This window comes from Plantibacter sp. H53 (assembly GCF_001650455.1).
Classification (GTDB): domain Bacteria; phylum Actinomycetota; class Actinomycetes; order Actinomycetales; family Microbacteriaceae; genus Plantibacter; species Plantibacter flavus_A.
This window is the reverse complement of sequence record NZ_LWCT01000036.1, coordinates 1-12393: the sequence shown is the minus strand read 5'-3', so window position 1 is coordinate 12393 and position 12393 is coordinate 1. Positions and strand designations below refer to the sequence as shown.

The 12393-nt window shown below is 69.5% G+C and carries 12 protein-coding genes and 1 pseudogene; 8 read left to right on the top strand and 5 right to left on the bottom strand.

The features are described from left to right. A partial coding sequence (locus A4X17_RS14400; RefSeq protein WP_369808464.1) for a hypothetical protein occupies positions 1-236 on the top strand: 236 nt, incomplete at its 5' end. Between the two features lie 76 nt (positions 237-312). On the opposite strand, the gene phoU is transcribed toward A4X17_RS14400, so the two are convergent. Then, positions 313-981 (bottom strand): phosphate signaling complex protein PhoU, encoded by a 669-nt coding sequence (gene phoU / locus A4X17_RS14395; protein WP_064296372.1) that lies wholly within the window; start codon positions 979-981, stop codon positions 313-315. 166 nt (positions 982-1147) lie between these two features. On the opposite strand from phoU, the gene A4X17_RS14390 reads away from it, so the two are divergent. Together A4X17_RS14390 and A4X17_RS14385 are read left to right on the top strand one after the other, a co-directional pair. Further along, entirely contained in the window at positions 1148-2314 is a 1167-nt protein-coding gene (locus A4X17_RS14390; RefSeq protein ID WP_064296371.1) for a cell wall metabolism sensor histidine kinase WalK, read from the top strand. Continuing rightward, entirely contained in the window at positions 2311-2994 is a 684-nt protein-coding gene (locus A4X17_RS14385; protein WP_064296370.1) for a response regulator transcription factor, read from the top strand. The genes A4X17_RS14390 and A4X17_RS14385 overlap by 4 nt, the downstream gene beginning before the upstream one ends. A gap of 76 nt (positions 2995-3070) precedes the next feature. Here A4X17_RS14385 and A4X17_RS14380 read toward each other — a convergent pair whose 3' ends face one another. Beyond that, positions 3071-3604 carry a hypothetical protein gene (locus tag A4X17_RS14380; RefSeq protein ID WP_064296369.1) on the bottom strand — a complete coding sequence of 178 codons (534 nt, stop codon included), beginning with the start codon at positions 3602-3604 and terminating at the stop codon, positions 3071-3073. Positions 3605-3815: 211 nt separating this feature from the next. Here A4X17_RS14380 and A4X17_RS14375 point away from each other — a divergent pair, with 211 nt between their 5' ends. Together A4X17_RS14375 and A4X17_RS14370 are read left to right on the top strand one after the other, a co-directional pair. After that, the gene (locus tag A4X17_RS14375; protein WP_064296368.1) at positions 3816-4298 is read left to right on the top strand and encodes a CarD family transcriptional regulator; all 483 of its coding nucleotides are present in this window, start codon (positions 3816-3818) and stop codon (positions 4296-4298) included. A 46-nt stretch (positions 4299-4344) separates the two neighbouring features. Continuing rightward, positions 4345-5595: a bifunctional 2-C-methyl-D-erythritol 4-phosphate cytidylyltransferase/2-C-methyl-D-erythritol 2,4-cyclodiphosphate synthase gene (locus A4X17_RS14370; RefSeq protein ID WP_064296367.1), complete on the top strand. Its 1251-nt coding sequence runs from the start codon at positions 4345-4347 to the stop codon at positions 5593-5595. Positions 5596-5606: 11 nt separating this feature from the next. Here A4X17_RS14370 and A4X17_RS14365 read toward each other — a convergent pair whose 3' ends face one another. Next, positions 5607-6719: a winged helix DNA-binding domain-containing protein gene (locus A4X17_RS14365; protein ID WP_064296366.1), complete on the bottom strand. Its 1113-nt coding sequence runs from the start codon at positions 6717-6719 to the stop codon at positions 5607-5609. 40 nt (positions 6720-6759) lie between these two features. Between A4X17_RS14365 and cysS the strand changes: the two genes are divergently transcribed. Together cysS and rlmB are read left to right on the top strand one after the other, a co-directional pair. Next, a complete protein-coding gene (cysS, locus tag A4X17_RS14360) occupies positions 6760-8214 on the top strand; it encodes a cysteine--tRNA ligase (RefSeq protein ID WP_064296365.1) in 1455 nt (484 codons plus the stop codon). Next, positions 8204-9214: a 23S rRNA (guanosine(2251)-2'-O)-methyltransferase RlmB gene (gene rlmB, locus A4X17_RS14355; protein WP_064296364.1), complete on the top strand. Its 1011-nt coding sequence runs from the start codon at positions 8204-8206 to the stop codon at positions 9212-9214. Before cysS ends, rlmB begins: the two co-directional genes overlap by 11 nt. A 96-nt stretch (positions 9215-9310) precedes the next feature. Here the strand turns inward: rlmB and A4X17_RS14350 are convergent, their stop codons facing one another. Both A4X17_RS14350 and A4X17_RS14345 read right to left on the bottom strand, forming a co-directional pair. Further along, positions 9311-10591: a DUF4032 domain-containing protein gene (locus A4X17_RS14350; RefSeq protein ID WP_064296363.1), complete on the bottom strand. Its 1281-nt coding sequence runs from the start codon at positions 10589-10591 to the stop codon at positions 9311-9313. A 104-nt stretch (positions 10592-10695) separates the two neighbouring features. Further along, on the bottom strand, positions 10696-11805 hold the full coding sequence (locus tag A4X17_RS14345) for an ABC transporter ATP-binding protein (RefSeq protein WP_056007742.1): 1110 nt from the start codon (positions 11803-11805) through the stop codon (positions 10696-10698). 255 nt (positions 11806-12060) lie between these two features. Between A4X17_RS14345 and A4X17_RS14340 the strand changes: the two are divergent. Continuing rightward, a pseudogene (locus A4X17_RS14340) lies at positions 12061-12393 on the top strand (hypothetical protein); the annotation flags it as partial.

The window sequence follows — 12393 nt, the reverse complement described above, 5'->3', positions numbered from 1 at the left end:
CCACCACCCCGGTGACCCCCGTCGTGCCTACGGTCCCCGCCACGGTGATCACCACCGCGACGGCGGCGTCCTCGACCGGCTCGGTCATCACGGCCTCGGCCGCACGTTCAGCTGAGCCGACGCTCGCCGACACCGGCAGCGCTGCAGGCCAACTCCTGCCGCTCGCCGGCCTCGCCACGGTCCTCGGCCTCCTGCTCCTGGCAGGCGGCGCGATCACCCGTCGTCGGATGAGCTAGTCCCGCACGAACGGACGAGCGGTGCCGACCCGGTCTCGGGTCGACACCGCTCGTCGGGGTGTCCGGGATCAGCTGGTCAGTGGTGCACCGGCGTGGTCGCCTCGGGGATCCAGTCGCCGGTCGCGAGGTACTGGACCTTCTTGGCGATCGAGACGGCGTGGTCGGCGAAGCGCTCGTGGTACCGCGAGGCCAGGGTGGCGTCGACGGTCGCGACGGGCTCACCCTTCCAGGTGTCGCCGAGGACCTTCTCGAAGACGCTGGCGTGCAGCTCGTCGACGTCGTCGTCGTCGTTGCGGATCTCGTCGGCGATGCGCGGGTCCTGGGTGCGCAGCAGTTCGGTCAGTTTGCGGGCGATCGAGACGTCGAGTCGACCCATCTCGGCGAAGGTGGTCCGCAGACCCTTCGGCACCGCCTTGTCGGGGAAGCGGTACCGCGACAGCTGGGCGATGTGCTCGGCCATGTCGCCCATGCGCTCGAGCGACGCGCTGATCCGCAGCGCGCTCACGACGATGCGCAGGTCGCGCGCGACCGGCTGCTGACGGGCGAGGATGTCGATGGCGAGCTCGTCGAGTTCGATCGCGAGCTGGTCGATGCGGTTGTCGTTGGCGATGACCTCTTCGGCGACCGCGACGTCCGAGTTGCCGAAGGACTGCGTCGCCTTCTCGATGGAGATCGTGACGAGTTCGGCGATCTCGACCAGGCGATCCTGGACCTCTCGCAGTGACTGCTGGAATACCTCGCGCATGGCTCTGGGTGCCGTCCTTCCGTGACCTGGCGGTGGGCAGGCAGACGCCCGCTCCGCCGATGATGCCGAACCAAGGTTAACAGTTGGGGCCCCAAGCGTGAACAGTCGTCGAAGTGGCGGGGTATTCGCGAGTTCGCCGTTCGACGGACTGAGTAACGTAGTACCCATGGACACCATGTGGTTGGTGCTGATCGCCCTGGCACTCGGCCTCATCGTCGGAGGCGGTTTCGTCGCCCTCATCACCGTCGCCTTCCACCGCGGAGAGCGCGCCGCGACGGTCGTCAACCCGGTCGTCCCAGACGGGGTCGACCAGGTGCTCGAAGCCCTCGACAGCGCGGGCATCGTCGTCGACCCGTCCAACAACGTGCTGAAGGCCTCCCCGGGGGCGTTCGCGCTCGGGCTGGTGCGCGACCGCGTGCTCGACAACCAGGAGCTCATCGACCTCGCGCTCGAGGTCCGACGCACCGGCGAAGCCGTTACGAGCGATCTGGAACTCGCGCTCGGGCGCTTCGGTGAGGCCACCCGCCACCTGCGCGTGCGGGCGGCGCCGCTCGGGTCTCGCTTCATCCTCCTCCTGGCCGAGGACCACACGGAGGCGCGTCGACTCGACGAGGTCCGCCGGGACTTCATCGCGAACATCAGCCACGAGTTGAAGACGCCGATCGGCGCCATCGGGCTCCTCTCGGAAGCGCTCGACACGGCGGCCGACGACCCGGAACGGGTGAAGCGGTTCGCCAGCCGGCTCTCGACCGAATCACAGCGACTCACCCGGATGACGGCCGAGATCATCGACCTCTCGCGGTTGCAGGCGGCCGACGCCCTCCATCAGCCGGAACTCGTCCGCCTCGATCGGGTCATCGCCGCGGCCGTGGACCAGAACCGTGTGCCGGCCGAGGCGACCGGGGTGGCGCTCTCCCTCAAAGGCGGTAAGAACCTCGAGGTGTACGGTGACGAGGCCATGCTCGTCGTCGCCGTGCACAACCTCATCTCGAACGCCATCCACTACTCGCCCACCGGCGCACACGTGGGTGTCGGCGTCCGCGCGGTCGACGACGTCGTCGAGATCGCCGTCACCGATCAGGGCGTCGGGATCGCCGAAGAGGACCGCGACCGGGTCTTCGAACGGTTCTTCCGCGTCGACCAGGCGCGGTCCCGCCACACGGGCGGCACCGGCCTCGGCCTCAGCATCGTCAAGCACACCGTCCAGAACCACGGCGGCGAGGTGAAGGTCTGGTCGCAGCTGGGCCGTGGCTCGACGTTCACCATCCGCCTTCCCAGAGCAACGACCCCGCCGGAGGACCTGTCCACCGGCACGGCAAGGAGTACCCCGTGACCCGCATCCTGCTCGTCGAAGACGAAGCGTCTCTGAGTGAACCACTGAGCTACCTGCTCGAACGGGAGGGGTACGAGGTCGAGGTGGCGGAGGACGGTCCCTCGGCGGTCCAGGCCTTCACGGCTCGCGGCGCGGACCTCGTCTTGCTCGACCTCATGCTCCCCGGCATCCCCGGGACGGAGGTCTGCCGTCAGATCCGCGCGGTCTCGAGCACGCCGATCATCATGCTGACCGCGAAGGACTCCGAGGTCGACATCGTCGTCGGGCTCGAGCTGGGCGCCGACGACTACGTCACGAAGCCCTATTCGACCCGCGAGCTGCTCGCGCGGATCAGGGCGGTGCTGCGACGCCGTGTCGAGGCGGACCAGGCGCAGGAGGAGGTGCTGCTCGAGGCCGGCACGGTCCGGATGGACACCGAGCGTCATGTCGTCGAGGTCAACGGGGCGCCGATCCCGATGCCGCTCAAGGAGTACGAGCTGCTCGAGCTGCTCCTACGGAACGCCGGACGGGTTCTCACCCGTGGTCAGCTGATCGACCGGGTGTGGGGGAGCGACTACTACGGCGACACCAAGACGCTCGACGTCCACATCAAGCGCATCCGTTCCCGGATCGAGGCGAACCCCTCGGAACCGGTGATGCTCGTGACCGTGCGTGGGCTCGGCTACCGCTTCGAGGCCTGACGCAGGTCCAGGACGGACGAACGCCCCGCAACTCTGAAGAGGTGCGGGGCGTTCGGTCGTGTGGGGCGACGGAGCGTTATTCGGTCGGCTCCGTGGTGGGCGTCGCGAGCGGCGTCGGCGTCTCGGTGGGCTCATCCGTCGGCAGTGGCGTCGGGACGAGCGTGGAGTACTCGAGCAGCTCACCGGTGAGGACCGGCACACTCGCCGTGGCGCCCGTCTCGTCGCCGTACTGGAAGAAGACGTCCACGATCGCTCCGGGCTGGACGCCGAGGGACTCGATGCGCAGGGGGTCGTTGGCTCCCGAGCCGTCGAACGTCGTCAGGCCGGGCTCCGCGAGGACCTGGAACTGCTCGTCCTTGCCCTCGATCTCGATGAGCACCGTGTGGGCGCGGTCGTCGCGGTTCGCGACGCTGAAGACGAGGTTGCCGGTCTCGCCGTCGTCGGAGACGACGATGGCGTTGCGGACGGCCACCGAGCCGACGGTGACACCGACGCCGTCCGAGGCGTCGTACTGCTTCAGGGTCGCCTGCGGCGCGATGAGGTTGCAACCGCTCATGCCGAGTGCGACAGCACCCGCGACGACGATGGAAGCGATGAGACGCGCCTTCACAGAACCCTCCAAGATGTGGTGGCCCCGGGCGCAGACGAGTGACAGGTGTCCCGGGATCCGGATTCGAGTCTAGCCCACGGCTGCGGAGGGGCGTGGCCGGGTCGCCGACCCGTGATCGATCGGTTCACCACCCGGTCCGCTGGGCACCCGGTACCCGGCTCTGATCAGGGGTCCCGTGGTATTCTGGGAGACGCTGAAGGGACCGAGACCCATGATCTTCGAAGTTGGCGAGACCGTCGTCTACCCGCACCATGGCGCCGCGACCATCACCGAGGTGAAGACCCGGATCATCAAGGGCGAGGAGAAGCTCTACCTGAAGCTCCGCGTCACCCAGGGCGACCTCATGATCGAGGTCCCGGCCGAGAACGTCGACCTGGTCGGGGTGCGCGACGTCATCGGACGCGAGGGGGTCGACCGCGTGTTCGACGTACTCCGTGCGCCGTTCACCGAGGAGCCGACGAACTGGTCCCGCCGCTACAAGGCGAACCTCGAGAAGCTGGCCTCGGGCGACGTCATCAAAGTCTCCGAGGTGGTCCGCGACCTGTGGCGTCGCGACCAGGACCGAGGGCTCTCAGCAGGAGAGAAGCGGATGCTCGCGAAGGCCCGCCAGATCCTGGTCTCTGAACTGGCATTGGCGGAGCAGACCGACGAGGAGCAGGCGTCGTCCGTCCTCGACGAGGTCCTCGCCTCCTGAGCCGACCGTCCGTTCGGGCTGGGCGCCCGAGAAGTAGGCTCGTGGCATGACTGCGATCGACGAACCGGGTGCCGTTGCCGACCCCTCCCTGGACGGCCCGGCCGTCGGCGTGATCGTCGTGGCGGCGGGCAGTGGGACGCGCCTCGGTGCCGGGATCCCCAAGGCGTTCGTGTCGCTCGCCGGCAGCACCGTGCTCGAACACGCGCTCGCCCCGGTCTTCCGCCTGCGCGACGCGGTCCAGGTCGTCGTCGTGGTCCCCGCGGATCGCGTCGGTCAGGCTGAGACGATCGGTCGTCGCGCGGCGGGGAAGGCGGCCGACCACCTCCGTGTCGTCGCCGGAGGCGACACGAGACAGTCCTCCGTCCTCGCCGGACTCGCCGCCCTGTGGCCGGGAGTCCGCACGGTGCTCGTCCACGACGCCGCACGGGCACTCACCCCGACCGGCCAGTTCGAACGGGTGATCGAGGCCGCGGAGCGGACGGGGTGGGGCATCGTGCCGGGGCTCGCGGTGACCGACACGATCAAGCGGGTCGACGCGAGCGACCTCGTCGAGCAGACCGTGGATCGGACCGCCCTCCGAGCCGTCCAGACACCGCAGGCGTTCCCGCGTGATGCCCTCGTCGCGGCCTTCCGCGTCGCCGAAGACCGCCTGGCAGCGGCCACCGACGATGCGGCGCTCTACGCGGACGCCGGACACCCCGTGCTCACCGTGGGCGGCTCGGAGGCGGCGTTCAAGATCACGACCCCGTGGGACGCCCAGCGTGCGGAGCGACTTCTGGCGGACCGGGAGCGGGACCGGGAGCACGAGGTGGGCGCACGGACGACCACCTCGATCAGGACCGGCATCGGCATCGACGTCCACGCCTTCGCCGACGACGGCGAGCTGAGCCTCGCCGGCCTCAGCTGGCCGGGGGAACGGCCGCTGGCCGGACACAGCGACGGGGATGCGGTCGCCCACGCCATCGTCGACGCCCTGCTGTCCGCTGCCGGCCTCGGCGACATCGGCTCCATGTTCGGCACCGACGACCCCCGCTTCGCCGGGGCGAGCGGCGAGGTCTTCCTGCGGGCGGCTGTCGAACGGCTGCACGCTGCGGGCTTCGTCGTCGTCAACGTCGCGGTGCAGCTCGTCGGCAACCGCCCGCGGTTCGCGCCGCGTCGGGCGGAGGCGGAGGGCGTGCTGAGCGCGCTGGTCCACGGACCGGTCAGCGTCGCGGCGACGACCACGGATGCGCTCGGGTTCACCGGCCGCGGCGAGGGCGTCACGGCCATCGCCACCGCCCTCATCGAGCGCCGCTGACAGGTCGGTCCTCAGTCGGCGGACGTGCCCTCGTCGACCGACGCACCGAGCCCGAGGAACCGCCCGTATTCGCCGGCGGCTCGTCGGAACCCCGCCTGCACCCGCTGTGACAGCGGTTGGAACGGCGTCGGGGTGACGACGACGCCGGTCGTACTCGTCCGTCGGCGCCAGGTGCCGACGACGCGCCCGTCGACGGTGATCATCGGGAGGAAGATGCCGTTCGCGCCGGGCACGATGCGGTCTGCGAACGCCGCCGGGAGCGTCAACTCGCGGTCGCGGTAGCCGAGGAGCAGCTCGTCGAATCCGGGCAGCGCGAGCACCCGCGGTGGTCGTGGAGCAGCTGAGGGTCCGATGCCCTCGGCGGTCGACCAGCGGGTGACCCCGTCGCGCGACTCTGAGACCAGCCGTCCGGCGGCCACCTCGACGCCGCGTTTCGCTTGGGCGACGGTGAGCTTCGACCACCAGGTGAGGTCGGCGATCGTCGACGGGCCGTGGCCGGTGAGATACCGGACGACGAACTCGCCGAGCGCCTCGTCGGCCTCGAGTACCCGCGGTGCACGGATCCACTCCTCGCTCAGGACGAGTGCCTGTTGTCTTCCAGCGGGCGGTCCCCAGCAGACCACGCCCGACATCGCGAGTTCCATGATGAGGTGTGAGCCGCGTTGTCCGTCGATCGGGATCCCGGCGTCGGTGTGGGCCGTCAGCAGCGCATCCCTCGTCACGCGCCGATGCCCGCTGAGCAGTCGCTCGGTGAGTGCACGGGAGCGCGAGAAGGTCTCGGCGTCCAGCCCGAGCTGACGGTGTCTGGCCGCGATCGTCGAGCGGACCCGCGGGACACCGAGTCCGAGCAGCCACCCGAGGTCCTCGGCGGCGACGAGATGCAGGGTGCCGCGCATCGGCCAGGACCGGACGATCGAACCGTCCTCGAGCGCCGTGAGCACCTCGGCCTTCGTGGTGCCGCTCGACCTGACGCCGACCGCCCACAGCGACGAAGCGAGGTCCTGCGCCTGGACCGCGAGCAGCCGCGAGACGACCGCCGTGGGGGAGCGGTGATCGGCTCCGTCGAGGAGCTGGGCCGCGAGTCGCGCGCGGAGAACCTGCTGGTCGCCGTGTCCCGTGGTCATGGGACCATCATGCCCGGACGACGGCGGCTAGTCTGGTCTCGTGGCCCTCCGACTCTACGATTCGAAAACGCAGTCCCTCCGGGACTTCGTGCCGCTCCGCGAAGCCGAGGCGGGGTTGTACGTCTGCGGACCGACCGTGCAGTCCTCTCCGCACATCGGACATCTGCGCAGCGCGCTCGTCTACGACCAGCTGCGGCGCTGGCTGACGGCCTCCGGAGTCCGCGTCACACTTGTCCGCAACGTCACCGACATCGATGACAAGATCCTCGCGAACGCCGCCGCCGGCGTCGAGGGCGGGTTCGCCCAGCCCGGTGAGGAGTGGTGGGCGCTCGCCTACCGGTACGAACTCGAGTTCACGGCCGCCTACCGTGCCCTGGGCATCCTGCCCCCGAGCTACGAACCACGCGCGACGGCGAGCATCCCGGAGATGCAAGAGCTCATCGAGCGGCTCATCGACGCCGGGCACGCGTACCCTGCTCCCGACGACTCCGGCGACGTCTACTTCGACACCGCCTCATGGAGCCGCTACGGCGAACTCACGCGGCAGAGCGCCGAGCACATGGAGGCCGCGACCGACGCCGACCCGCGCGGCAAACGCGATCCTCGCGACTTCGCGCTGTGGAAGGGCACCAAGCCTGGGGAGCCTCGCTCGGCGAGCTGGATGTCGCCCTGGGGCGAGGGACGTCCCGGCTGGCACATCGAGTGCTCCGCGATGTCGACCAAGTACCTCGGCGAGGAGTTCGACATCCACGGCGGCGGACTCGACCTCCGCTTCCCGCACCACGAGAACGAGCTCGCCCAATCGAGCGCAGCCGGCGACCCCTTCGCCCGGTACTGGTTGCACAACGGGCTGGTCGCCGTCACGGGCGGGCAGAAGATGTCGAAGTCCCTCGGCAACTCCGTCTACGCCGCCGACCTCCTGGCAGCAGCCCGGCCGCTCGTCGTCCGCTACTACCTCGGTGCAGCGCAGTACCGATCGACGCTCGAGTTCCATCCGGGCGCACTCGCCGAGGCCGAAGCCGCACTCGGACGTGTCGAGGGCTTCCTCGATCGTGCCGCCCGCGCCGACCTGCTCACCGAGACGACCACGGCCGCCAGTCGAGCGACGCTCCCGGCCGCCTTCGTCGAGGCGATGGACGACGACCTGAACATCCCCCGCGCGCTCGCCGTGTTGCATGACGCCGTGCGCGTCGGCAACGCCGCCCTCGATGGCGGCGACGACCTGGCGACAGCCCGCGAGCGTGCGGTCGCCGTCCTCGACATGACCCGGGTGCTCGGCATCGACCCGACCGACCCCTCGTGGTCGTCGGGCACCGACCCCGTCACTCACCGATCCCTGTCCGCACTCGTCGAGCGTCTGCTCGTCGATCGCGCGGACGCCAGGGTCGCCAAGGACTTCGCAGCGGCCGACCGGATCCGCGACGAACTCACAGCGGCTGGGATCACCATCGAAGACACCCCGTCCGGAGCACATTGGAGTATCAGTGGCAAGTAAGCCTTCCCGCCCGACCGGGCCGAAGAAAGCGAAGAAGGGTCCCACCAAGGGCACCGGTGGCCTCGGCCGCAAGGCGCTCGAGGGTCGTGGACCGACCCCCAAGGCCGAGGACCGCGCCTGGCACCCAGCCGGCAAGCGGAAGGCCGCGCAGGAGCGCTACGCGGCTTCCGGCGGCACCGGCAAGCCAAGGCAGGCGGCCGGCCAGAACGGACGCCCGTCCACGAACGGCCGGACCAAGCAGAAGTCGAGCGACGAGTCCGAGGTCGTCACCGGCCGCAACTCCGTCCTCGAAGCGCTCCGCGCGAAGATCCCCGCCACCACGCTGTACGTCGCGACCCGCATCGAGATGGACGACCGGGTGAAGGAGGCGCTCAGCATCGCCACCCGGCGCGGGATCCCGGTGCTCGAGGTCATGCGTCCGGAGCTCGACCGCATGGCCGGGTTCGACGGCGTGCACCAGGGCCTCGCCATCAAGGTGCCGCCCTACGAGTACGCGCACCCCATGGAGTTGCTCGACCAGGTCATCGCCCGTGGCGAGAACCCGCTGTTCATCGCCCTCGACGGCATCACCGACCCCCGGAACCTGGGTGCGATCATCCGATCGACCGCAGCCTTCGGTGGTCACGGCGTGATCCTGCCGCAGCGCCGGAGCGTGGGCCTCACCGCCTCCGCGTGGAAGACCTCGGCCGGCGCGGCGGCTCGGACGCCGGTCGCGATGGCTGCCAACCTCACTCAGACGCTCAAGGCGTTCAAGGAGCGCGGCGTCTTCGTGATCGGTCTCGACGGCGACGGCGACGTCTCCCTTCCCGGGCTCGAACTCGCCGACCAGCCGATCCTCGTGGTCGTCGGCAGCGAGGGCAAGGGTCTGTCCCGCCTCGTCACCGAGACCTGCGACGCGGTCGTGTCGATCCCGATCTCGGCCTCGACCGAATCGCTCAACGCCGGGATCGCGGCCAGCGTGACGCTGTACGAGATCGCGCGTCGCCGGAACGCCGAGTAGGCGACCGGCGCTCGCGCCGCGCGAACGAGGACAGGCCCTCGGAACGGATCTCCGTTCCGAGGGCCTGTCTGTCGTCAGCCGAGGTGTCGGACCCGATCAGACGAGGTCTCGCCAGTCGACCGGTCCGGTCATGGCGGCGGGGATGCTGATCGCCTCGGTCGGTGGCACGATCATGGTCGCCTCGTCGCGGCGGTGGCGCAGGACGGTGTTCACGTAGGAACCGACGGCTTCCGCCAGAGGGATGTCGCGACCCTCGTTCTGCGCGAGGAACCAGCGGTGCTCCAGGAGCTGGTGGAAGATCTCGGCGGGCTCGAGCTTGCCGCGGAGTTCGCGGGGGATCGCCTTCACCACCGGTTCGAACACGCGGATGAGCCACTCGTGCGCCGCCATCTCCTCGTCGAACCCGTCCTTCCCGAACGAGGCCGAGTAGGCGTCGAGGTCGTTGAGCAGGCGCCTCGCCTGGTTCTCGCCGGCGTCGAGGCCGGTGAGCCGCAGGAGGCGGCGCTGGTGATGCCCGGCGTCGACGACCTTCGGCTGGATCCGCACGGTCGAGCCCTCGTCGGTCGTCTTGATCGCGAGTTCCTCGATGTCGAAGCCGAGTTCGTTCAGACGGTGGACGCGCTCGGTGATGCGCCAGCGCTCAGACGCGTCGAAGGACTCGGAGCCCGTGAGCTCCTTCCAGAGGGACCGGTAGGCGGCGACGATGCCGTTGCTCACGGTGACGGGGTCGAGCTCGGCGTCGGCGCGTCCGCCGGCCTCGAGATCGAGGAGCTCGCCGGCGATGTTCACCCGGGCGATCTCGAGGTCGTTCTCACGCTGCCCGTTCGACAGGCCGCCCTCGTAGAGCTTGCCCGTCTCGGCGTCGACGAGGTAGGCCGCGAAGGCGCCGGCGTCGCGCCGGAAGAGCGTGTTCGACAGCGACACGTCGCCCCAGAAGAAGCCGACGATGTGCAGGCGGACGAGGAGGACGGCGAGCGCGTCGACGAGGCGGGTCGCGGTGTCGGGCCGGAGGGTGCCCTGGAAGAGCGCACGGTAGGGGAGTGAGAACTTCAGGTGCCGTGTCACGAGCACACTCGGCAGCTCACGGCCCTTGCGGTCGCTCCGGTTCGTGATGACCGCGAGCGGGTCGACGCAGGGGATGTCGAGGCGCTGCAGCGTGCGCAGCATGTCGTACTCACCCTTCGCCATCTCCGCGGTCGTCTCCTTGACGGCGATGACGTAGCCGGACAGGTTCGCGAACCGGACCAGGTGGCGCGAGATGCCCTTCGGGAGCGAGGCGATGGCCTCATTCGGCCAGTTCTCGAGGGGGAGCTCCCAGGGGAGGTCGAGCAGCGCCGGGTCGACGGTGGCAGCGGTGATGTTCAATGCGCCGGACATGGTGCGGAGCGCTCCTCGGGGATCGTCGTGCTGAGACTGGACAAGCGAAAACGACGATGGCCGAGCGATCGGAGACCGACCGCTCGACCATCGTCGGCGGGAAACTAGATCGAGGAGGACACGACCGGCTTGTTGCCCAGACGCTCACCCGATGCCGAGTCGAACGCGTGCACGTGGTGCGGCGTCGGCGCGAGGAACACCGTGTCGCCGATGTGTGCGTGGTTGCGACCGTCGACGCGGGCGACGATGTCGGTGCGCTTGCCGGAGACCTCGGTGTGGCCGTAGAGGTAGCCGTCCGCGCCGAGCTCCTCGACGAGGTCGACGGTCACCTCGATGCCGGAGCCCGAGTTGCTGGACACGGTGATGTCCTCGGGGCGCACGCCGACCGTGACGTTCTTCGACGGAGCGGCGTCGGTGATCTCGCGCTCGACCGGGATGATGAAGCCGCCGAGCTTGATACCGCCATCGGCGATCTCACCCTCGAACAGGTTCATGGCCGGGCTGCCGATGAAGCCGGCGACGAAGACGTTGTTCGGCTTCTCGTACAGGTCGCGCGGGGTGCCGACCTGCTGCAGGATGCCGTCCTTGAGGACCGCGATACGGTCGCCCATGGTGAGCGCCTCGGTCTGGTCGTGGGTGACGTAGACGGTGGTGACGCCGAGACGACGCTGCAGCGACGCGATCTGGGTGCGGGTCTGGACGCGGAGCTTGGCGTCGAGGTTCGACAGCGGCTCGTCCATGAGGAAGACCTGGGGCTGACGGACGATGGCTCGACCCATCGCGACGCGCTGACGCTGACCACCGGAGAGCGCCTTCGGCTTGCGGGTCAGGTAGTCCTCGAGGTCGAGGAGCTTGGCGGCCTCGAGCACGCGGGTGGCACGCTCTTCCTTGCCGACACCGGCGATCTTGAGCGCGAAGCCCATGTTCTCGGCGACGGTCATGTGCGGGTAGAGCGCGTAGTTCTGGAACACCATCGCGATGTCGCGGTCCTTCGGCGGCACGTCGGTGACGTCGCGGTCGCCGATGAAGATGTGGCCGTCGTTGACCTCTTCGAGGCCGGCGAGCATGCGGAGGGAGGTGGACTTGCCGCAGCCGGACGGGCCGACGAGGACGAGGAATTCGCCGTCGGCGACCTCGAGGTTCAGCTTGTCGACCGCGGGGCGGGTGCCACCCGGGTAGAAACGGGTTGCGTTGTCGAACGTCACAGACGCCATGGTTGTTCTCCTTCACCGGCAGGTACGTGCCGGACGATCCGTTGTGAATGGACGCGAACCCGTCATCGATGGCCGGTTCGCCGTCCCAGTATGCCACGACCTCCTGTGAATGGAAGGTCCAGCAGCCAGCGGATCTCCCGGTGGACGCACAGCCGGCTCCCGGCCTGGTTTGGGCCTCTCCCAGGCGGCAGGTCTACGATTACTCTGTTTGGCGCTGCCTCGTCTCCGCAGCGCGAGCCCCCGAAACGAGGATCAATGTCTGGCGCTGGATCGCAGAACCGACCGACCAAGAACGAACGACGCGACGCGGCACGCGAGAAGGCGCGGGTGCTGCGCGAGCAGCAGAAGCGCCGCGACCGCCGCAACCGGGTGCTGCTGCAGGGCGGCATCGTGCTCGGCGCGCTCGCGATCGTGGCGGTGGTGGCGGTCATCATCGTGACGTCGATCAAGCCCGCCGGACCGGTCCCGACCGCGGCGAAGAACGACGGCTTCACCGTCTCCGCCGGCTTGCAGCTGGTCGGAGCCCCGGCCAGTGCGTCGACGCCCACGCCGAGCGCGACCGATCCGGCCGCCCCCGCGGAGCCCGCC

Coding starts and splice junctions, on each gene's coding strand:
- phoU (WP_064296372.1), bottom strand. CDS start 981: ATGCGCGAGGTATTCCAGCAGTCACTGCGAGAGGTCCAGGATCGCCTG.
- A4X17_RS14390 (WP_064296371.1), top strand. CDS start 1,148: ATGGACACCATGTGGTTGGTGCTGATCGCCCTGGCACTCGGCCTCATC.
- A4X17_RS14375 (WP_064296368.1), top strand. CDS start 3,816: ATGATCTTCGAAGTTGGCGAGACCGTCGTCTACCCGCACCATGGCGCC.
- A4X17_RS14370 (WP_064296367.1), top strand. CDS start 4,345: ATGACTGCGATCGACGAACCGGGTGCCGTTGCCGACCCCTCCCTGGAC.
- A4X17_RS14365 (WP_064296366.1), bottom strand. CDS start 6,719: ATGACCACGGGACACGGCGACCAGCAGGTTCTCCGCGCGCGACTCGCG.
- A4X17_RS14350 (WP_064296363.1), bottom strand. CDS start 10,591: ATGTCCGGCGCATTGAACATCACCGCTGCCACCGTCGACCCGGCGCTG.
- A4X17_RS14345 (WP_056007742.1), bottom strand. CDS start 11,805: ATGGCGTCTGTGACGTTCGACAACGCAACCCGTTTCTACCCGGGTGGC.